At 39.1% G+C, this 21302-nt stretch carries 22 protein-coding genes; 10 read left to right on the forward strand and 12 right to left on the reverse strand.

The window, feature by feature from the left end:
- Positions 1-33: 33 nt before the first annotated feature.
- Positions 34-1011, reverse strand: coding sequence for a phosphate acetyltransferase (gene pta, locus AC4G3K_RS12600; RefSeq protein ID WP_491077310.1), 978 nt, complete (start codon positions 1009-1011; stop codon positions 34-36).
- A 203-nt stretch (positions 1012-1214) separates the two neighbouring features.
- Here pta and hemQ point away from each other — a divergent pair, with 203 nt between their 5' ends.
- The 3 genes from hemQ (at position 1215) to gerQ (ending at position 3426) form a co-directional block, all read left to right on the forward strand.
- Positions 1215-1964, forward strand: coding sequence for a hydrogen peroxide-dependent heme synthase (gene hemQ, locus AC4G3K_RS12605; RefSeq protein WP_491077309.1), 750 nt, complete (start codon positions 1215-1217; stop codon positions 1962-1964).
- Between the two features lie 533 nt (positions 1965-2497).
- Positions 2498-2920 carry a cell wall hydrolase gene (locus AC4G3K_RS12610; RefSeq protein WP_491077308.1) on the forward strand — a complete coding sequence of 141 codons (423 nt, stop codon included), beginning with the start codon at positions 2498-2500 and terminating at the stop codon, positions 2918-2920.
- Positions 2921-2952: 32 nt separating this feature from the next.
- Positions 2953-3426 (forward strand): spore coat protein GerQ, encoded by a 474-nt coding sequence (gerQ, locus tag AC4G3K_RS12615; RefSeq protein ID WP_491133511.1) that lies wholly within the window; start codon positions 2953-2955, stop codon positions 3424-3426.
- A gap of 112 nt (positions 3427-3538) precedes the next feature.
- Here gerQ and AC4G3K_RS12620 read toward each other — a convergent pair whose 3' ends face one another.
- From AC4G3K_RS12620 to AC4G3K_RS12630, 3 genes are all read right to left on the reverse strand, one after another.
- Entirely contained in the window at positions 3539-3910 is a 372-nt protein-coding gene (locus AC4G3K_RS12620; RefSeq protein ID WP_491077306.1) for a DUF423 domain-containing protein, read from the reverse strand.
- A gap of 21 nt (positions 3911-3931) precedes the next feature.
- On the reverse strand, positions 3932-4207 hold the full coding sequence (locus AC4G3K_RS12625) for a DUF5327 family protein (protein WP_491077305.1): 276 nt from the start codon (positions 4205-4207) through the stop codon (positions 3932-3934).
- 79 nt (positions 4208-4286) lie between these two features.
- Positions 4287-4967 (reverse strand): uracil-DNA glycosylase, encoded by a 681-nt coding sequence (locus AC4G3K_RS12630; protein WP_491133512.1) that lies wholly within the window; start codon positions 4965-4967, stop codon positions 4287-4289.
- 181 nt (positions 4968-5148) lie between these two features.
- Here AC4G3K_RS12630 and AC4G3K_RS12635 point away from each other — a divergent pair, with 181 nt between their 5' ends.
- Complete coding sequence (locus tag AC4G3K_RS12635) at positions 5149-5502, forward strand: YflT domain-containing protein (protein WP_491077303.1); 354 nt, start codon at positions 5149-5151, stop codon at positions 5500-5502.
- Between the two features lie 23 nt (positions 5503-5525).
- Here AC4G3K_RS12635 and AC4G3K_RS12640 read toward each other — a convergent pair whose 3' ends face one another.
- Positions 5526-5765, reverse strand: a complete 240-nt coding sequence (locus AC4G3K_RS12640) for a hypothetical protein (RefSeq protein WP_491133513.1) — start codon at positions 5763-5765, stop codon at positions 5526-5528.
- A 309-nt stretch (positions 5766-6074) separates the two neighbouring features.
- Between AC4G3K_RS12640 and pdxK the strand changes: the two genes are divergently transcribed.
- The 3 genes from pdxK (at position 6075) to bshB2 (ending at position 8082) form a co-directional block, all read left to right on the forward strand.
- Positions 6075-6884 carry a pyridoxine/pyridoxal/pyridoxamine kinase gene (gene pdxK / locus AC4G3K_RS12645; protein WP_491077301.1) on the forward strand — a complete coding sequence of 270 codons (810 nt, stop codon included), beginning with the start codon at positions 6075-6077 and terminating at the stop codon, positions 6882-6884.
- Between the two features lie 153 nt (positions 6885-7037).
- Entirely contained in the window at positions 7038-7388 is a 351-nt protein-coding gene (locus tag AC4G3K_RS12650) for a YojF family protein (protein WP_491077300.1), read from the forward strand.
- Positions 7389-7404: 16 nt separating this feature from the next.
- Positions 7405-8082 carry a bacillithiol biosynthesis deacetylase BshB2 gene (gene bshB2, locus AC4G3K_RS12655; RefSeq protein WP_491077299.1) on the forward strand — a complete coding sequence of 226 codons (678 nt, stop codon included), beginning with the start codon at positions 7405-7407 and terminating at the stop codon, positions 8080-8082.
- A gap of 225 nt (positions 8083-8307) precedes the next feature.
- Here the strand turns inward: bshB2 and AC4G3K_RS12660 are convergent, their stop codons facing one another.
- On the reverse strand, positions 8308-9168 hold the full coding sequence (locus AC4G3K_RS12660; RefSeq protein WP_491133514.1) for a Cof-type HAD-IIB family hydrolase: 861 nt from the start codon (positions 9166-9168) through the stop codon (positions 8308-8310).
- A 656-nt stretch (positions 9169-9824) separates the two neighbouring features.
- Between AC4G3K_RS12660 and AC4G3K_RS12665 the strand changes: the two genes are divergently transcribed.
- Together AC4G3K_RS12665 and AC4G3K_RS12670 are read left to right on the forward strand one after the other, a co-directional pair.
- Positions 9825-10817, forward strand: a complete 993-nt coding sequence (locus AC4G3K_RS12665) for a YeiH family protein (protein ID WP_491133515.1) — start codon at positions 9825-9827, stop codon at positions 10815-10817.
- Between the two features lie 137 nt (positions 10818-10954).
- Entirely contained in the window at positions 10955-11575 is a 621-nt protein-coding gene (locus AC4G3K_RS12670) for a LysE family transporter (RefSeq protein WP_491133516.1), read from the forward strand.
- Here AC4G3K_RS12670 and AC4G3K_RS12675 read toward each other — a convergent pair.
- Together AC4G3K_RS12675 and AC4G3K_RS12680 are read right to left on the reverse strand one after the other, a co-directional pair.
- Positions 11563-12918 carry an amino acid permease gene (locus AC4G3K_RS12675; RefSeq protein WP_491133517.1) on the reverse strand — a complete coding sequence of 452 codons (1356 nt, stop codon included), beginning with the start codon at positions 12916-12918 and terminating at the stop codon, positions 11563-11565. The genes AC4G3K_RS12670 and AC4G3K_RS12675 overlap by 13 nt on opposite strands.
- A gap of 146 nt (positions 12919-13064) precedes the next feature.
- Entirely contained in the window at positions 13065-13262 is a 198-nt protein-coding gene (locus AC4G3K_RS12680; RefSeq protein WP_491077294.1) for a cold shock domain-containing protein, read from the reverse strand.
- 555 nt (positions 13263-13817) lie between these two features.
- Between AC4G3K_RS12680 and AC4G3K_RS12685 the strand changes: the two genes are divergently transcribed.
- Positions 13818-16004 carry a DNA topoisomerase III gene (locus AC4G3K_RS12685; protein ID WP_491133518.1) on the forward strand — a complete coding sequence of 729 codons (2187 nt, stop codon included), beginning with the start codon at positions 13818-13820 and terminating at the stop codon, positions 16002-16004.
- 146 nt (positions 16005-16150) lie between these two features.
- Here the strand turns inward: AC4G3K_RS12685 and pgmB are convergent, their stop codons facing one another.
- From pgmB to AC4G3K_RS12705, 4 genes are all read right to left on the reverse strand, one after another.
- Positions 16151-16819 carry a beta-phosphoglucomutase gene (pgmB, locus tag AC4G3K_RS12690; RefSeq protein WP_491133519.1) on the reverse strand — a complete coding sequence of 223 codons (669 nt, stop codon included), beginning with the start codon at positions 16817-16819 and terminating at the stop codon, positions 16151-16153.
- Positions 16816-19125: a glycoside hydrolase family 65 protein gene (locus AC4G3K_RS12695; protein WP_491133520.1), complete on the reverse strand. Its 2310-nt coding sequence runs from the start codon at positions 19123-19125 to the stop codon at positions 16816-16818. Before AC4G3K_RS12695 ends, pgmB begins: the two co-directional genes overlap by 4 nt.
- Before the next feature lie 342 nt (positions 19126-19467).
- Complete coding sequence (locus AC4G3K_RS12700; protein ID WP_491133521.1) at positions 19468-19833, reverse strand: YckD family protein; 366 nt, start codon at positions 19831-19833, stop codon at positions 19468-19470.
- Positions 19834-19956: 123 nt separating this feature from the next.
- Positions 19957-21153: a DEAD/DEAH box helicase gene (locus AC4G3K_RS12705; protein ID WP_491133522.1), complete on the reverse strand. Its 1197-nt coding sequence runs from the start codon at positions 21151-21153 to the stop codon at positions 19957-19959.
- Positions 21154-21302: the final 149 nt, after the last annotated feature.

Raw genomic sequence — 21302 nt, forward strand, 5'->3', positions numbered from 1 at the left:
CGCCATAAATGGCGCCATAGGTCACTTATATTCTTATTTTACCAAAGCTTGTGAAGCTGTGATAAGCGCGAGGTTGTATACATCTTCTGCATTACATCCTCTGGATAGATCGTTCACAGGAGCGTTCAACCCTTGCAGGATTGGTCCAACTGCCTCAAATCCTCCAAGACGCTGTGCAATTTTATAGCCGATATTACCAGCTTCGAGGCTAGGGAATACAAATACATTTGCAGAGCCTTGAAGTGGAGAGTTTGGAGCTTTAGCTTCCGCAACAGATGGTACAATTGCCGCATCAAATTGGATTTCTCCATCTACGATTAATTGTGAATCCATCTCTGTCACAATTTTAACAGCATCTGCCACTTTAGTAGTTTCTTCAGATACAGCAGAACCAACTGTGGAGAAGCTGAGCATTGCCACACGTGGATCAAGGTCAAACATACGTGCAGTTTTTGCACTTTCTAATGCAATTTCAGCAAGATCCTGGCTGTCTGGAGCAATGTTGATTGCACAGTCAGCAAATACATATTTTTCATCACCTTTTACCATGATGAATACACCTGAAGTCTTTTTAACGCCTGCTTTTGTTTTAATGATTTGCAATGCCGGACGAACTGTATCTGCTGTAGAGTGAGCCGCACCGCTGACAAGACCATCAGCTTTATTTAAATAAACAAGCATGGTTCCAAAATAGTTTTCATCGAGCAAGATTTTACGCGCTTGTTCTTCTGTCGCTTTACCTTTACGGCGTTCAACGAAAGAAGCCACAAGCTCGTCCATCATAATATATGTAGCAGGATCGTAAATTTCCATATTATCTACAGAAATATTCATACCCTTCGCTTTTGCAGTAATTGCATCAATGTCTCCAACTAAGATTGGAACAATTGTTTTTTCAGCTGCCAATCTTCCGGCTGCTTCAAGAATTCTTTCATCCATACCTTCTGGGAATACAATTCGCAATTGATTGCCAGAAACTTTTTCTTTTAATGTGGTAAATAAATTACTCATTTTTTATGTCCTCCTCAAAATGTCCTCTTCATAGAATACACCTTTATGATGAATTATTTAATAGGTTTGCCTTATTTTTTAAAATTATAGCGGGATGTCAAAATATCGACAAGTTTATTAGAGCCATGATTCGGGAAAATCTCTTAATGATTATGATATAGTATAAATTGGCATGAACGAAATGACAGTAGGAGATGATCAATATGAGTGAAGCAGCTAAAACATTGGACGGTTGGTATTGTTTACATGACTTCCGAACAGTCGACTGGGTTACATGGAAAATGTTGCCCGAAGACGAGCGCGCCGCTGCCATCAATGAATTCCTGGGATTAGTAGAAAAATGGAATAAAACTCAGGACGAAAATCAAGGCAGCCATGCTCTTTATACGATTGTAGGACAAAAAGCAGACTTCATGATGATGCTTTTACGCCCAACAATGGAAGAACTAAATGCAATTGAATTAGAGTTTAATAAAACTAAGTTAGCAGAGTTCACAATTCCGGCACATTCTTATGTATCTGTTGTTGAACTAAGTAATTATCTGCCTTCTGATTCAGATGAAGACCCATATCAGAATCCTCATGTCCGTTCCAGACTATACCCGATCTTGCCGACATCTAAGCATGTTTGCTTCTATCCAATGGATAAGCGCCGCCAAGGCAATGATAACTGGTATATGCTGCCGATGGATGATCGGAAAAAACTTATGTATTCTCACGGAATGATTGGCCGCCAATACGCTGGTAAAGTGAAACAAATTATATCTGGCTCTGTTGGTTTTGATGATTATGAGTGGGGAGTTACCCTTTTCGCAGATGATGTTATCCAATTTAAAAAATTGGTTTATGAAATGCGTTTTGATGAAGTGAGTGCCCGATACGGGGAGTTTGGCTCCTTCTTCGTAGGAAATATTCTGACTCCAGATCATATCAGCGAATTCTTACATGTTTAAATAGTATAAATGGAAGTGCCCGAAAACCGTTATACACGGTGGAATGGGCACTTTTTTTGTTATACAGAGGTATTATTTGCCATCATCCATATTTGAAAGGCGGTTCGTTTACATCCTTTAAGGAAAATCGATGCAATGAAAAGATTCTATAGTACCGTCGAATTTTAAACATGTATTTTCATTAGACGACAAAAGAATACGTACCTCCAGCGGCTACTTTTGAATCTGTTATAACGGATTATGTAAAATTAATCTATAAGAATTACATACTTTGATAAGGTAAAGGAGCACACCTCCTTATTAAATTACATACATAACCTCCACCACCCCATTTGATTCGATTCCCATTTTCCATTCAAAATGTCCCTTTCACTTTTCACATCAAACGTCTGCTTGCCTCCATAGACTATTAATTGAGAAACCCCTCTTTTTATCATAAGCCGGTCTCTCTCTGCATATTTTTCTATAGTGAGCATATCTTTTACGTATCTAAACACACCCAGAAATGACCTATCGAAAAGAGGTGCTTCAGTATGGCAGTTATAAAGGCTACAGAGGAAGATATAAAAGTCCTTGCCCGGTTAATGAGAGCAGAGGCGGAGGGTGAGGGAGAGCTCGGAATGTTAATGGTCGGCAATGTAGGCGTCAACAGAGTACGTGGAGAATGTCTGGATTTTGTAAATATCCGGTCTATCCCTCAAATGGTTTTTCAAAACCCAGGAGGATTTGAAGCGACACAAAAAGGATACTTTTACCAACGTGCCAGGGAGAGTGACATCAAACTGGCAAGACGAGTCGTTAACGGTGAACGCTTTTATCCGGCCTCGAACGCCCTTTGGTTCTTCAGACCAGAAGAAAGCTGCCCGGAACAATGGTATGGCCAATATAATACCGGGCGATACAAAGCACACTGCTTCTTTGCACCGACACAATCTGATTGTCCAACTGTTTTTTAGAATACTATTGTTAATAGAGGAGGAGTCATTTTATGAAACAACCGGGTTCACAATCATACGGCGGAGGGCAATCATATGGAGGTGGTTATCAAGTTCCTTATAATCCCTATATGGCAGGACAAACCAGCGCAGGACAGCAACAGTTTCCACAACAACAACAACAAATTCCCTATCAGGGACAGCCGTTTGCAACGGGTGGTGGTGGGTCACCTTTCCAAACGTCTCCTTCGCCATCTCCGGGTCAATTCGTAGAGCAATCCTATATAGAGAATATTTTACGATTGAATCGCGGTAAACTGGCTTCTGTTTATATGACATTTGAAGGAAGTAAAGATGGCAACACCAAATTATTCAAAGGAATTATTGAAGCAGCAGGCCGTGATCATGTCATCTTAAGTGATCCTCAAACTGGCACTCGCTACTTGTTGCCCCTGATCTATCTTGATTATGTTACCTTTGATGAGGAAATAGAGTATTCCTACCCCTTTGGCGGCTCGAATCGTTAATGGTAAAAAGAAAAGTTTCAGAGCGTATAGTTAAATGACAAAACTCTCTCATTTATTACATAGAAAAAACCGCTTATGTCTTGCATGAGCGGTTTTTCTATATCTATCGAATTTATGCATATTTATACACGGCCACAATCATTAAAACCCAGGAAGCAATAAAGGCAACTCCGCCAAATGGCGTTATGATGCCAAGCTTGCTAATACTGGTGACACTAAGTAGATATAAACTTCCGGAAAAAAGAATAATTCCAACTAACATGGCCCAGCCTGACCAATTTAATAATTGATGTGAAGATAATCGATCCCACAACAGCCCAATTGCCAGTAGCCCACCTGCATGAAACATTTGATACTGAACGGCTGTTTGCCAGACTGCCAGAGATTTTTCAGAAATCTTCCCCTCCAGCCCGTGAGCTCCGAATGCACCGCATGCCACAGACATTGCTGCATTAATGGCTGCTATAATAATAAATGTTTTCAACCCAGTCTCTCCCCTTTACGATTAAAAATCAAGCAGTGAATCTCCGTTTGCGTCCTCCATCTTAACTGCTTTCTCCTGCGGCAGGGAAACAGTCGGATTCGTTTGTTGAATTGGAGTATATGACACAGATTGGTTCACAGCAGCTTGTCTTCCCACTTCTGTATGGTCTGTTATAACAAGGTCAATCAAGCTTTGAACGGCAATTAGATATCCATTTCTTTGTTCAGTAGGAGCTATTTTAGCTTTCTGAATCAGTTCGCCCATTTTATCCAGTATCTTTTCTGATGTTATTTCCATAGATTCACCCCACTTACCTTTATCCTGTTCATATCCAATTCTATCTTAACTTCGCCAAGGAATCTATTCATCCGTAACCTCAGAGATTGGGAATTGTCCAATCTATTTCTTTAAGCCCTGATTGCCGAAGAAATTCATTTGTTTTAGAAAACGGCTTGCTTCCGAAGAAACCTCGCCGGGCAGATAACGGGCTTGGATGAACAGATGTAATGATATGATGCTTCTTCTGATCAATTAAATGAATTTTAGATTGTGCTGGTTTCCCCCATAAAAGGAAAACAACCGGCTCTGCCTTTTCGTTCAATGTCTCTATTATTCTATCAGTTAGTTGCTCCCATCCTATCCCCTTATGGGAATGGGCTTCTCCTTGTCTGACCGTTAAAACGGTATTTAATAAGAGTACCCCCTGATCTGCCCAGTTTTTCAAATATCCATTATCAGGAATTGGGATTCCTAAATCATCGTTCAGTTCTTTGAAAATATTGCGCAGCGATGGAGGAAGCGCTACCCCAGGCTGTACAGAAAAACTTAATCCATGTGCCTGATTGGGTCCATGATAAGGGTCCTGCCCGAGCAATACTACTTTCACTGATTTGAAATCTGTATAGTGCAAAGCATTATAAATATCTTCAGCCTTGGGATAGACTGTCTCCGTTTCATACTCTTTTTTTATAAAATCATGCAAGGCCACATAATAAGGTTTTTTAAATTCATCCTGTAAATATTCGTTCCAGTCATTCTTTAAAATCTGACGACTCATGCAGATCACTCTCCATCTCTTTTTCACGGATTGCTAAATCCAACAAACAACCTTGACACACTTCTCTCCTCATTACCCAACTAAACTTATGTTTATAGATTATTTAATAGGTTATATAAACACTATAACTTCACAACTAAGAAAAAATATCGGAATTTATAAAAATCGAGGAGGATGTATGATGTATCAAGTTTATGTAGTAGAAAATTCAGTTCAAGCTAAAGAAAAAATTGAACAACTTACATCTGAAGGTTTTACAAAAGATCATATTTATTTGTTTTCCCACAACAAAGAGTTTTCAAAGGACTTGACTGATGCAACAGATACAAGCCCTATAGGCATCGGTGAACAAGGCTTTTTTGAAAGTGTAGGCAATCTCTTCAAAAAGCGCGGTGACGAGTTGCGCTCAAAGCTTCAATCACTTGGATTATCTGAAATAGAAGCACTTCAATATGAAAAAGATCTTGATGAGCACAAAATTGTAGTCGTAACATCCGACCAGGCAAGCGATATTGATAACACAAAAATCATGTAATATATCGTTGGAGGAAAAAGGGCTTAAGGATATGAACTCTTCCTTAAGCTTTTTTTCCATGCAGTAAGCTGAAACGGCCATTTAGCTATTGTCCAGTTTCCCCTGCCCGGGTGGCCGACCGCTACATCTGATCCTGACCACTTGCCCTCGATTTCACAGCCCATCTGCTCCAAGCTTTTTAAATTGCCAATTACACTTAATAAAGAATCTTTCTCTCGGTTGCTTAAATGGGTACAGACCTCATTTAACGGTAGAACCTTCATGCCCCAACATCAATTAATCTGTGAGGATACGTTTCTTTATTAAAGCTATACTTTTATTATAAAGTTTCTTCATTATCCACTATCTTCTACATATAGTATCATTACTATATGCATTTGTACTTCCATAAACTATTGTTGTGTACCTCTGCATTCTTTTCATGATAAAATACCATAAAATGTTGATTCAAGCACTCTATTCGTAAGAAGATGTCATCCATTAACAGCATCACATTTATACGATATATATTGTCTTGATATGTATTTTAAAGTATAACTTAATTAAACTTTATATTGAGGGAGGATACGCTAATGAGTCTAAAAAAAGCATTGACTATTGCAGGATCTGACAGCAGCGGCGGAGCAGGTCTTCAAGCAGATCTTAAAACATTCCAAGAGTTAGGTGTTTATGGGATGAACGCCGTTACTTCAATCGTTGCCATGGATCCTAAAAATGACTGGTCTCACAATGTATTTCCTATTGATGTCTCAGCTGTGGAAGCCCAATTGGATACGATTCTTTCCACAGGAATTGATGCTATGAAAACTGGTATGCTGGGAACCGTTGATATTATAGAACTGGTTGCACGAAAAATTAAAGATTATGGTCTTGATAAAGTAGTCATCGACCCTGTCATGGTTTGTAAAGGGACAGATGAGGTGTTAATGCCTGAGAATACAGTCGCAATGAGAGAATTACTTCTGCCGCTTGCAACGGTTGTGACACCAAATCTTTTCGAAGCATGGCAATTATCCGGGATTGGGCCCATTACTACTATTGATGAAATGAAACAAGCAGCAGCAATCATCCATGATCAAGGAGCAAAGTATGTTCTTATCAAGGGCGGCACTAAGCTTGAAGGGCAAGATAAAGCGATTGACCTAATTTTTGACGGAAAAGACTATACGCTCTTGGAATCCGAGAAGTTTACGACAACCTATACTCACGGTGCCGGCTGTACAACTGCTGCAGCAATTACTGCTGAACTGGCTAAAGGAAAAACGGTTGAAGAAGCATTAGCTACTGCTAAAGAATTCATCTCTGCAGCTATTGAACATGGCTGGAAACTAAATGAATTTGTTGGGCCTGTTATGCATGGCGCTTACCGTACATATAAATAATGAATGTTTATTTACTGGGCTGTCCGGAATATGGGCAGCCTTTTTAGAGCTCCATTTTTAGCATTTTTTCAGATACTTTAGTATCATAATTAGTACATCACTATTTTAATAGGAATAAACTGTATTCTTTTTTTATATTGGGAGGTAACCTTAATGAAGCCAATTGACCTGATTGATTCACAAAAAGCTCTGCAAACATACGCTGGTATACAGGTTTATTTGCATTTAGAGACAACGAACGGTGCCTATGCGACCCATAATGATGAAGCATTTTTCTCAGCAGGAGCATTTATCCGTAACGTTTCCATCTGTTTCGATGAAGGAAAAATTATGGGCGATGGCCCATATCGAGTTGGATTGAGGATGAAGGAAGGCTGGGTATATGCTGAAGGGATTACTCATTACGAGATTGATGAATTTGGCCGCCTTTTAATGGCCGGACTCGATCCGAATGGAAGATTGGCTGTCGCTTTTGAAATCAGTACCGTCCCTTTTGATAAATAACTAGGAGTTGTGATAAATGGATAAAGAGAAGCATGTTTTAGTCATATTCCCTCATCCGGATGATGAGGCATTTGGGGTTTCTGGAACAATTGCCTCTTATACGAGAGATGGCATCCCTGTCACCTATGCATGCTTAACGCTAGGTGAAATGGGCCGAAATCTTGGAAATCCCCCGTTTGCCACACGGGAGAGTCTTCCGAAAATCAGAAAAAAAGAATTAATGGACGCTGCACAGATAATGGGTATCAAGGATTTACGTATGATGGGGCTGCGTGATAAAACTGTCGAATTTGAAAATGAAAAATGGCTGGCAGATCAAATACTTGCGCTAATTGATGAGCTTCAACCTTCCCTGATCATTACTTTTTACCCAGGATTCAGTGTTCATCCGGATCACGAGGCTACCGGCAGAGCTGTGGTACAAGCCGTTTCCGAAATTGATCCTGACAAAAGGCCGAAACTTCATTGTGTAGCCTTTTCCAATAACCATCAAAATGTCCTTGGACAGCCTGATATCGTAAATAATATTCAGGACGTAATTGAAACCAAACTAAAGGCAATCTCTGCGCACCGTTCCCAAACAGAGGCAATGATGGCCGGTTGGTCTCAGCTACTTGCTGAAGGAAATAAAGAACTTGAAAGCCAGCTTTTCTTTGAGAGGTTTTATCAGTATAAATGGCCTGAAAAAATATAAGATTGAAAATGTCTTTTAAATAGCAATCAATAGCAGAACTGCCCCATTAAAGTTAGACATCAATCTAACTTTAATGGGGTTTTTTATGAGCATTTCTAATTTTATTTCAATAAAAAAACCGCCTTCATTACAAAAGGCGGTTCAAAAAAGGGGGGGATACTTTGGAAAACTTCATTGTAATTCTATGGTAACCATATTTTGATACGTTTATACCGTTTTAAAAAATTATTTTTGAACCATATATTTGTAGATGATATGCGCTACCCCATGCTCTTCATTTGATAAGGAGACATCCTTGCAAAGGCCCTTAATCTCATCGGAGGCATTCCCCATGGCAACGGATAAGCCGGCCTTATCAAACATAGATACATCATTAAAGTTATCTCCAATAGCAATCGTTTCTTCAAGTGGGATTTGTAATTTTTCCATTAAGCTCTCTAAAGCTATTCCCTTAGAGACACCGCTCTGGTTAATCTCAATATTTCCTTTACCTGATGAAGTGACCATTAGTCCTTCCATCTGTCCAAGGATTGTAACTGTATTTTTTAATTTATTCATATCAGTAGAAAAGACTAGTATTTTAAATATTTCGATATCCTCTTCGTTAATCAGCTTGAAATAATCATCTGTTGCAAATACGAACCCTAATTTAATTCTGCCTTCAGCAAATTCGCGAACTTGTTCCTCTCCCTGATCAGGATTGGCACTCAGAAAGATATCGACGAGTGAATCAATCGCTTTTTCAGGATTCTTAGAGAATGTCCCTCTGTTTGTATACAGTTCAAAATAAAGATCCATTTCCTCCAAAAGCTTGACAGTTTCTAGCAAACTGTCTTGTTGCAACGGATTCGATGCTATCAATTCACCCTGTTGATCATAGACAGCCGCTCCATTCAAACTAATAATTGGGCAGTGAAAGTTAATCTTATCAAGAGCATATCTTGCTTCTTTATAAGAACGACCCGTAGCTACTATAACCTGCCCTCCACTGTCTCTGACAGCTTCCATGGCTTTCCGGTTCTCTTCACTTACCATCTGATATTCATTCAATAATGTTCCATCCATATCAGTTGCTATACATTTCATTCTACTATTCCCCTTCTATATATATTCTTAGAAAAAAGCTGAAGGGCCTCGTTCAGGCGCGACAAGCATAAGAGGAGGTGCGTAGGGAGAGCGCTCTTTCTCTCCCGCAGCAGCTACACTTATGTCTCGAGCGACTAGGCCCTGAAGCTAGATTACAAAAAAGCTGAGACAGCTTGCCCAGAAGTGAGGAGCATAAGAAAAGGGCTCGGAGGGAGGTGTTCTTCCCTCCTGCAGAGACCGTGCTTATGTCCTGAGCTTCTAGCCGTTGAAGCTGGATTACATAAAAAGCTGAAGGGCCTCAATTAAGGAACGAAGACTAAATACGCCACGTCCTGTGGCAACGTCTTCATGACCTACATCCTTTATGCCTGCACAGAAGTCTTCGGTTTTCATATCACTCCGAATAATCTACATCACACAGAATTGCACATCCTCCTCTATCAGCATAAAGTTATCAAAAGTGGATAAAGATACTATTGATTAATTGAAGATTGCCCCTTTTTTTATTATGCTAAAGGATATTAAACTAGGGAGGAAGTTCATGGAATCTCTTACCAACGCTAAACTTCTTAGAGCTATGTATATACCTATATTCTACCCATACATAAAGACGGTTTTCAAATTTAGATGATGAAAGTATTAGAGGGTGAACGATTATGAATAAACAAACTGATTCTCCATTATCATTTTGGGGAGGATTGGGCTTCACTGCCATTTTGGCATTACTCGGTTTTATACTTGCCGAATTGCCTTTTTTTAGTTACATAGGACCTTTAGCATGCAGTATTATGCTAGCTATCCTCTATCGTAATATTCGGAGCTATCCTACAAATTTGCGAGCTGGTGTCCAATTTTCAGCAAAAATACTGCTGCGGGCCGCTATTATTTTATATGGCCTGAAATTGGATATGCAGATTATCTTCAATGAAGGGCTTGGCTTGGTAGCCAAAGCTTTCATCTGTATCGTGCTTTCCGTAGCACTCATGGTATTGCTCGGTAAATGGCTGAAAATCGATCCCATGATTTCTTTCTTGCTTGGGGCAGGTACTGGGATATGCGGTGCAGCTGCTATAGCGGCAGTATCGCCTGTTGTGGATTCAAAAGAAGAGGATACAGCGATGAGCGTCGGGATGATTGCATTGATGGGTACGATTTTTTCTGTCTGCTATACCATGCTTATTCCGATTCTCCCCCTAACACCAACTGAATATGGAATTTGGTCCGGGCTTAGCTTACATGAATTAGCTCATGTAGCATTGGCGGCTGAACCCGCTGGGGAAGCTGCTGTTACAATGGCATTATTGGCTAAATTATGCCGTGTTTTCTTGCTGATTCCTTTCTGTTTTGTATTAGTATTCTGGATGAAACGTAAACAGGAATCCGGCAATCAAACAGCCATTCCATTCCCGTGGTTCCTGCTGGGATTTTTGGCCTTAAGTATCTTTCGTACATATCTTGCCGGGTCATGGTTTCCTGAATACTTATATGATTACATCGCCACACTAACTACATTTCTACTTTCGATGGCTATGGCCGGGCTGGGATTGACAATAGATTTAAAAGAGCTCAAAAGTCGCGCAACTCTTCCATTGCTTACGCTTTTCATTACATCTTTCCTTCTATCCATTCTGACTTATTTCTGGGTATAAGCCTTAGAGAGGCTTATGCCTCTTTTTTTTTTTGTGTTTCCTTCATTTATAGGTGAGTTTTATTAAATTTTTTTGTCGTACAAGCCTATGTACATGCATATGATGTTTTTAGCAATCAAAATGGAGGTTAATATTTTATGTATGGATTAATGGGATATGTCTATTTAGGAATTTCCTTATCAGCCCCTATTGGACCAATTAATGCAGCACAAATGGAACGTGGTCTAAGACATGGATTCATGAATGCATGGGTATTCGGGCTTGGCGCCATTCTGGCTGACATCTGTTTTATGTTTGCTGTTTATACTGGCTTGTCTCAATATATACAAGTTCCACTCATTCAAACCTTTCTCTGGTTATTTGGTGCATTTGTCCTCACCTATTCTGGAATTGAAAGCTTGGTTGCGGTTTATCGCAATAAAAACCAAAGCGATACTCGGAACAGTGGAATTACACGTTCCTTTCGCTCTGGCTTTATCATGTCGCTAATGAATCCTTTATCTATTCTTTTCTGGCTCGGCATCTATGGATCAGTCCTCGCTCAAACTGTCACTCACCTATCCGCACAGCAAGTCATTATAAACAGTATGGCTATTCTTGCCGGAATCTTTGTTTGGGATATTTTAATGGCCATGATGGCTTCTATATTTAAACGGTATTTAACCAATAAACTCTTGTCCGGAATCTCAATTATATCTGGCATTTCGTTAGTTGGTTTCGGAATCTATTTCGGGTATATGGGCTTTCAATCGTTATGAAACCTTCGCTTAGTGAGTGGCCTTTTTCGTATGCGAATGATAGCCATAATGAAGGTAATCAAGCCAACAAAGGAAACAAAGACTAAACTTACGAAAAAACCCATTCTTGTATCCTTTTCAATAATTGTTCCCACAATAGCAAGCGTAATGAGACCAAGCCCAATCGTTCGCTTAACCTTTTCTTTTGTTTTTAATTCATTAAGTTTAGAATACGTTAACAGGATTAATAACCAATTATACAATATCAATAATCCAGCACCGGTTGTAAAATATTCATAAACCTTATCAGGCATTACTCTCGATAAAACAATCGAGATCAATAAGCCGGTAACTGTTACAGCAAAAGCCGGCAAAGGTATCGCGAACCTACCCTTTTTACTCAATACCTTGGGTGCATCTCTATCCTCTGATAAAGTGATCAGCATATTCGTAACGGAGTAAAGGGAAGCTGACATCGTTGAAAAACCAGCTATGATTAAAGCTCCATTAAATAGATGGGGGATGAATTTGATCGGATAATAGTTCAACACCGTAAGAAACGGGCTTTCGTTTAAATTAATCTTATTCCACGGAAGCATCATCACCACAAAACCCAAGGATATAATATAGATAAAAGTTAAAGCGAAAATCATCACTTTTCCTGCCTTGGGAGCATCTTCTTTTTTCTCTAATCTCATGGACATGATACCAAGAACCTCAATACCACCAAAGGCAAAGAAAGCAAACACAAGGGACGACCATGTTTTCTTCCAATCTGTCGGGAAAAATTCCTTACCTGTAGCAGGAAAGTCAAGCGTTTCTTTTCCATCAATTATTCCGCTTAGACCGAGGATTACAATAATAACGAACATTAGGATGGCCGACACCTTCACGATTGCACTGACATTTTCCATCGGCTCAAAAAGCTTTGCTCCAATCATAATAACAATCAGCCCCAGCCCGCCATATATGGCAGCAAAAATCCATAGAGGAAATTCTGGAAACCAAAACCTCGAGAATAAAGAAAGGGCCGTTAATTGACTCCCCATGATAAGCATTTCTGAGAACCAATAGACCCACCCATTTAAAAATCCAAAGGACCGTCCAAAAGCTTTTCTTGAATATGTGCGAAAGGACCCTTTTTGGGGATCTTTTTCTGTCATCTTCGCTAAAGCCTCATATACGATATAAGTGGTACATGCCGCAAGTAAAAAAGAAATTAATATAGCTGGACCGGCAAGTTTGATTCCCAATCCTGATCCAAGGAAAAAGCCTGTTCCAATTGTACACCCCACCCCTATTAGGGAGAGCTGCCACCACTGTAATTTTTTCTTTTCGGGAGTTACGCATGCTACTTTTTTCATATCTTATTCCGCCTTTGTCAGGTAGTATCCTCAATTAATCTGCTCCATCCAGACGAAACTTATGCTTTTTTGTATTCCCATATAAAAAGGGTACAATCCGCTTAGATTGTACCCTTTGGTTTTGTTGAATTATGGTTTTTATTGAATTAAATGCGTTCTACATTTGCAGCTTGCGGACCGCGATCTCCGTCTACGATTTCGAATTCAACTTCTTGACCTTCTTCAAGAGTTTTGAATCCTTCTCCTTGAATCGCAGAGAAGTGTACGAATACATCGTCACCATCTTCGCGTTCAATGAAACCAAAACCTTTTTCTGCATTAAACCATTTTACTTTTCCGACCATTTTTTTGGCCTCCTAACTTTTAGTGAAAATTTTAAAAGTAGAAAACCAGAAAAACCTTTTCTGTCTAAGCATGTACTTAAAGACTGTAAAAATTTTTTTGATCTTCAAACCTTTTAGCTATTTTTATCGTACCATACACACTACGAATTGACAAACAATTTAAACAACTCTAACTAGTCCAAAATGTGCTGATTATAACAAAATGAGGTAATAAGTGTATCAAATATACTATAAACTAACACAAATCGAAATAATTGGTGTATGTTTTTCAAAATAGAATAAACTGAAGTATGAGGATTCAACCTGTATTTGTGTTAATCAACGTAGCTAGATTATCCGCAAAACAGATCGTTCAACCGCTCCCCTTTCTGCTCAGCTATTTCTTTAAATACTTCTTATAGAAATACATCCTGATGAAAAAGCAACCATCGATTTGTATTATTCACCTGCACTCCACTTCCTTAGATAAAACGATAAGTGATAAACCCTCACTTTATTTCATACACGCTAACTATGTTATATTAACAGTACAAGATATTGGAGGAGTATGAAATTATGGCGAAAAGTTTAGTATTAGCAGAAAAACCATCAGTAGCTCGTGATATTGCGAATGTACTGAAATGTAATAAAAAAGGAAATGGCTTTTTAGAAGGAGATAAATATATCGTAACATGGGCGCTTGGACATCTAGTCACATTAGCAGATCCAGAAACCTATGATAAAAAATATCAAAAGTGGAATTTAGAAGATTTACCAATGCTTCCTGATCGTCTAAAACTATCCGTAATCAAACAGTCAGGTAAGCAGTTTAATTCCATTAAATCGCAAATAAATCGTGCGGATGTTAATGAAATCATTATCGCAACAGATGCCGGACGCGAAGGTGAATTAGTTGCTCGATGGATTATTGCTAAATCTAAAGTAAATAAACCGATTAAACGGCTATGGATTTCATCTGTAACAGATAAGGCAATCAAAGATGGATTCAACAATTTAAAACCTGGCAAAGCATATGAAAACTTATATTACGCTGCTGTAGCTCGTTCTGAAGCAGATTGGTATATCGGATTAAATGCTACTCGAGCCTTAACAACAAAATATAATGCACAGTTAAATTGCGGACGTGTACAAACGCCTACTGTAGCTATGATAGCGGCACGAGAAGAGGAAATTAAAAACTTCACCCCACAAACATACTATGGCATTGATGCACAAACTGATTCTGTCAAACTAACTTGGCAAGATACCAGCGGGAATAGTCGAAGCTTTAGCAAAGAAAAGATTGACTCCATTGTAAAGTCACTTGGCCGTCAAGATGCAACCGTGATCGCTATTGAACGAAAAGCTAAAAAATCATTTTCTCCAGCCCTTTATGATTTAACAGAATTACAGCGCGATGCCAACAAATTATTTGGCTACTCAGCGAAAGAAACATTAAAAATCATGCAAGGTCTATACGAGTCGCACAAAGTCTTAACCTATCCTCGTACAGATTCTCGCTATTTATCTTCGGATATTGTCAGCACGATCCCAGAACGACTAAAAGCATGTGGAATAGGCGAATACCGTTCACTTGCTAATAAAGTACTGAACAGACCCATAAAGCCTTCTAAAGCGTTTGTAGATGATAGTAAGGTAAGTGATCACCATGCCATTATCCCGACTGAAGGATACGTTAACTACTCTTCTTTCTCTGATAAAGAGCGTAAAATCTATGATCTAGTAGTGAAACGTTTCATAGCCGTGCTTTTCCCTGCTCATGAGTATGAACAATTAACATTACAAACGACAATTGGAAAAGAGAAGTTTATTGCGAAAGGTAAAACAGTTATTAACTCCGGCTGGAAAGAAGTGTATGAAAATCAATTTGATGATGAAGATTCTTCAGATGATGTAAAAGAGCAATTACTGCCTTATATTAAAAAAGGTGATGTATTAAAAACCAAATTAATTGCACAAACATCCGGGCAAACAAAACCACCTGCCCGATTTACAGAGGCCACCTTATTATCTGCTATGGAAAACCCGGCAAAATATATGCAAACGGGTAATAAAGAGCTTGCAGATACATTAAAAGCGACAGGTGGACTAGGTACAGTTGCTACACGTGCGGATATCATTGATAAACTATTTAATTCATTCCTAATCGAAAAACGCGGCGGCAAAGAAATATACATTACTGCAAAAGGCCGTCAACTGCTAGATTTAGTTCCCAAAGAATTACGTTCACCCTCTACAACAGCAGAGTGGGAACAAAAACTTGAATTAATTGCAAAAGGCAAGCTAAAAAAAGATGTCTTCATCAATGAAATGAAACAGCATACAAAAAAGATAGTGGCTGAAATTAAAGCCAATGATAAGAAATACAAACATGAAAACATCTCTACCAAGTCATGTCCTGATTGCGGTAAGCCTATGCTTGAAGTTAACGGTAAAAAAGGCAAAATGCTTGTATGCCAAGATCGTGAATGCGGCCATCGTAAAAATGTTTCACGTGTTACGAATGCACGCTGTCCACAGTGTAAAAAGAAACTTGAGCTTCGCGGTGAAGGAGAAGGACAAATCTTCGTATGTAAATGTGGCTATCGCGAAAAATTATCTGCTTTTGAAGCAAGACGCAAAAAAGAATCACGCGGTAAAGTAGATAAACGTACTGTTCAGAAATATTTAAAACAACAAAATGAAGAAGAACCGGTAAATAATGCACTGGCAGAAGCGTTAAAAGGATTGAAGTTCGATTAATAAAAAAGGCTTTACCATGCTCTACCATAGAATCAACTAAAACAGCATAAAAGAATAGAAAAAGCGTGTTTTGATGGAATTTAATCAATACACGCTTTTTCTATTCTGCTAAATCATCACCCTAAAACAGGACGCTTGTTCACCAATTATTTTTGATATTCCTTTATTAATTCATTCAATATTAATTGTTCTGTATGGCTATAATTGAGATCTGCTTTAGCCAGCTGTTCTTTAGGCCCTACTCCCACTGCAAACATACCTGCGCTCTTAATAGCTTCGACACCTGCTGCGGCATCCTCAATCCCTATGCATTCATAGGCTTTAACTCCGAGCATATCAGCAGCTTTCAGGAAGATTTCCGGATCTGGTTTGCCCCTTTTAATGGTATGAGCATCCACCATATAATCAAATTGGTCACTCAGCTGCAAAGAGTTCAACACAGCCGGTGCATTTTTACTGACAGAAGCAAGACCCAGCTTATATCCGGCATCTTTAATATCAATTAGCAGTTGCTTAATGCCAGGTAAGATATCACTCGGCGTGATCTGCTTAATCAGATCCACGTAATGCGCATTTTTCTGTGCAGCCAGCTTTTCTTTTTCTTCATCAGTATAGGAAGATTGTTTATTCCCAATCTCCAGTATGATTTCGAGAGATTCCATCCGAGAGATACCTTTTAATCTCTCATTATCTTCTCTTGAAAATTCAATCCCCAGCTCACTGGCAAGCTGTTTCCATGCACGATAATGATATTCTGCTGTATCTGTAATAACGCCATCCAAATCAAAGATAAACGCTTTTAATACTTTACTCACGAGATTTCCCCCTCCTTTTTCAGCGGTACATTTACTACACCATCAGCAGGCAATTCGAGCTCACTACCGTAAACTTTGAGTTTCATAACCGGCCCGGTTTGAGAAAAGCTCACGGACTCCTGATTTACTTCAATAGTTATGTGGTGATTTCTGTAATTGATAGTAAAGGAATAACGTTCCCAAGCCGCTGGGATAAATGGCGCAAAGGAAAGCTCTTCATTAAATGTTTTCATACCAGCAAATCCCTGTACAATTCCTAACCAGGAACCCGTCATACTTGTAATATGCAGGCCATCCTCAGTGTCATTGTTATAGTTATCCAAATCAAGCCTTGCTGTCCTTGTATACATCTCATACGCTTTCTCTTCCATACCGAGCTCAGCTGCCAAAATCGCATGAACGCACGGAGACAGAGAGGATTCATGTACAGTCATGGGCTCATAAAATTCAAAATTACGGCGTTTTTCTTCTTCTGTAAATTCGTTATTCAGGAAATAAATTCCTTGCAAAACATCTGCCTGCTTAATAAAACAGCTGCGCAAAATTTTATCCCATGACCATTTTTGATTTAATGGGCGGTCTTCAGGCTTTAATTGTGATGCTGGCATCAAATCTTTATCCATATACGTATCATGCTGAACAAATACTTTATTTTCATCATCATATGGATAGTACATTTTATCCTTGATTTCCTGCCAGTTATTCAACTCTTCTTCCGTAATAAATAGGTCTGAAAATCTCGCTTCGTGCCCATTTTCTTTTAAATAGGCAATGACTTCGAGGGTGTAACGTAACGTCCATGCTGCCATTGTATTTGTGTACCAGTTATTATTGACGTTATTTTCATATTCATTAGGGCCTGTTACCCCATGGATCATGTATTGATCCTTCTTTTTATGATAATGAACACGATCAGCCCAGAAGCGTGAAATGCCAACCAGCACATCTATGCCATATTCGTTCAGATAGTTCTTATCCCCCGTATAATTCACATAATTATAAATCGCATAGGCAATTGCTGCATTACGATGGATTTCTTCAAACGTAATTTCCCACTCATTGTGGCACTCTACTCCCGTGAAGGTCACCATAGGGAATAATGCCCCTTTTACGCCCTGCCTTTCTGCGTTGAGATAGGCTCCTTCCAATTGAGCATGACGGTAGATTAAGAGATTGCGAGCCACTTCGGGCTGAGCTGTTGCCAGATATAATGGAATGGCATAGGCTTCAGTATCCCAATACGTTGCTCCGCCATATTTCTCGCCTGTAAATCCTTTGGGCCCGATATTTAATCGGGCATCTTCCCCATAATAGGTTGAAAACAGCTGAAATAGGTTAAAGCGAATTCCCTGTTGTGCTTCAATGTCTCCATCAATTTGAACATCTGCCAAGTCCCAGCGCTCGGTCCATTTATCGCAATGTGCTTTCAAACAGGCTTCAAAACCTTGCTGCTTAGCCGCGTTAACGATCTCCAAGCCCTTCTCACATAGAAATCCGGCATCATGGTCACGATCTGTTGTGATTGCTACATATTTGGTTAAGGTAACCGTTTTGCCCTCTTCTGATGAAACTTCAATTTTATTATCTACATATTCTTCATGTTTGAACGGATTGATCGCGGCTGTGTTGCCATCCACTTCAAGAGCCATAGTCGCGGAAACGGTAAAGCGCGCTGTTCCGAAAGGGTTTTCATTTGTTTGCATCACCAGATTGCCAGTGAGCTCAGATGAGCTGGATGATATATATTTCCAAAAGTCTTCTTCATAATTGGAATCTTCATTACGAACTTCCCCATCTAAATAAGGAATAAACGTAATCGTACTGTCATGGTTAATTGGTGTAACCGCATACTTAATTACGGCTAATTGTTTCTCTGCAATTGATAGATAGCGGACTACTTTCACAGCTGTTTCTTTTCCTGCTTGTGAAATGGTAAAGCATCTTGTGAGAACACCATTTTTCATATCCAGTTCACGGCGGTAATTGCTCACTTCTGACTTATTAAGGTCCATTTCCTCTTCACCTATGAAAACACGGATTCCGATAAAATTGATTGTATTGATGACTTTTCCAAAATAATTGGGATATCCATTCTTCCACCAGCCTACCCTTGTTTTATCCGGAAACCATACACCTGCTATATAGGTTCCTTTATGAGTATCACCTGTATAGGTTTCTTCAAAATTACCTCTTAGCCCCATATGCCCATTACCAAGGCTCGTCATGCTTTCTGCCAATCTGAAATCATCTTTATGCATCTCTTCTTCAATAATCTTCCAAGGATCTATTGAAAACAGCCGTTTCATGCAGTACCCCTTTCCATCTTGACTCGATCATTTATTTTAACTAGTGGTATATTGGCTTCATTGATTGAATTGTGCAATCGGTTGCACGAAAGTACAGTTTTATTATAACTCATTCATTAGTTTATGAAAGTATTATTTTGATAATTCTTAAATTTCCCTAAAATACATTACATAGAAGTGAAGCCAGAGTTTAAATAGTGACAAATGGTCTATATATGAACATTAGCTTCGGGCTCCACATAATAGGTCTTTCCCTACTACGCTTGATCTAACAGACTAAATATAAAAAACCTCTGAAGGATTACTTAATGGAGTAATCCTCTAGAGGCTGAATCCTGCTTTTTATTCATTTGAACGGATATCAGGACTATTTTCGTGCGGTGGCTTGCCGGGATGCATTGGTCCAAAATGAGGCGGAATGTACCCATTTTCCTGAATCCTTTCAAATCGTTTATTCATATGATTTGTTAACATATCGGCAGACTCTTTAGACATAACACCGAATTCTACATACTTTGCAATAATAGCCTTTTCCTTCTCATACACTTCTTTATGCATCGCAGCCAATTCAGATTTTTGTTGCTCCGTTAATGTTGGTTTTGTTTGTTTATTGCTGTTTTCTGCCGCTTTTACAACCGTATTTGTTAATCCTATGGATGTAAAACTTAGTATAAAAGCCATTATCAAAAGCAGAGACCCTTTTTTCACTCATCCCACTCCTTCATTATATTCTGACTCTAGTTTTTACCACTCTTCATTATTTATGCATAAGCTTTTCCCTCGTATATAAGTAAAAAAGGCTGTACCCGTTAAGAGCCAGCCTGTTCTTACTTATTTTCTTTTTCCTGGATTTGATTTCTTCTTTGTGAATTTTGGCTTTTGATCATATACAGGCCGAGTATCCACAATCTTTCCTTTATACAGTTCTTTTTTCTGAACGGTTATATTCAGTTCGCGCGCGTATTTTTTCAATTCACGTTCTTCACGTGCGGTTACGATTGAAATGACTGTTCCACTTGCTCCCTGACGGCCAGTCCTTCCTGATCGATGTATATATTGAGCAATCGTTTCAGGAAAATCGACATGGATAACATATGGCAATCCTTCTATATCCAAGCCTCTTGCTGCCACATCAGTAGCTAACAATATGCTTGACTCCTGCCTGCGAAAATCACGTATCGCTGCTTCCCTGTCCATTTTTTTAGAATCACCATGAATGATACCTAAATCTACTCCCTTATATCGAAGCTTAGATGCCAACACATCTAGATTTCCGATATCTTTACCAAAGACAAGAGCTCGCATATCAGCCATTTTTGTCAGTTTCTCAAGGATGAAAATTTTATCACGCGCCTCGGTGACAAAATAAATGTGATCGACTTTTGATTGCACGGTATCTTCCTTTTTAACTCTTACTTTAACAGGATCATTCATCCATTGGTCTGCTTCTTCCTCTAATCCGGCCGGCAGCGTAGCAGAAAAAAGAACAACCTGACGATCTTTCATTGTGCTCTTAATGATTGTCCCAACTGTAGGCAAATGTTCCGGAATCATGAGTTGATCCCCTTCATCCAATACAATTGTTTTGACCTCATGCATTTTTAGCTTTTTTTGCTTAATCAGTTCCTCAAGCCTGCCTGGAGTTCCGATAACAATATGAGGATGTTTTTTCAGCTTCTCCAATTGACGCTTTGGATTGGCACCCCCGATAAATGAGGCAGCTGTGATACCTGTCTCTTTTGCCCATGCTTGTACAACTTCAAAAATCTGCATAACAAGCTCTCTTGATGGAGCCAGAATAACAGCCTGAACCTTTTGTTCATCCGCTTTTATTTTATTTAGGATAGGAAGGACATATGCAAGGGTCTTCCCAGTTCCTGTCGGAGACTCTGCCAACAGGTCCTTTCCTTCATAGATAGGGAAAAATGTTTCTTTTTGGACTGTCGTTGCTTCTTTAAACCCGGATAATTCCCATTGTTTTTTTAACCCATCTATTAACTCATTGATCATTAAATCATTTGTACTCATTATATTCTCCTAACTAAATCCTTACTTGTATGGTTCTTATTATACATATGCCAAACGATGAATATCAATAAAGGAGAGGCCTCGACACATTCCAAAGGAGTCTCTCCTTCCCAAACACAATTTTATACAGTCTTTAAACCTCAACCATT

It is taken from the genome of Bacillus sp. z26 (assembly GCF_058313635.1).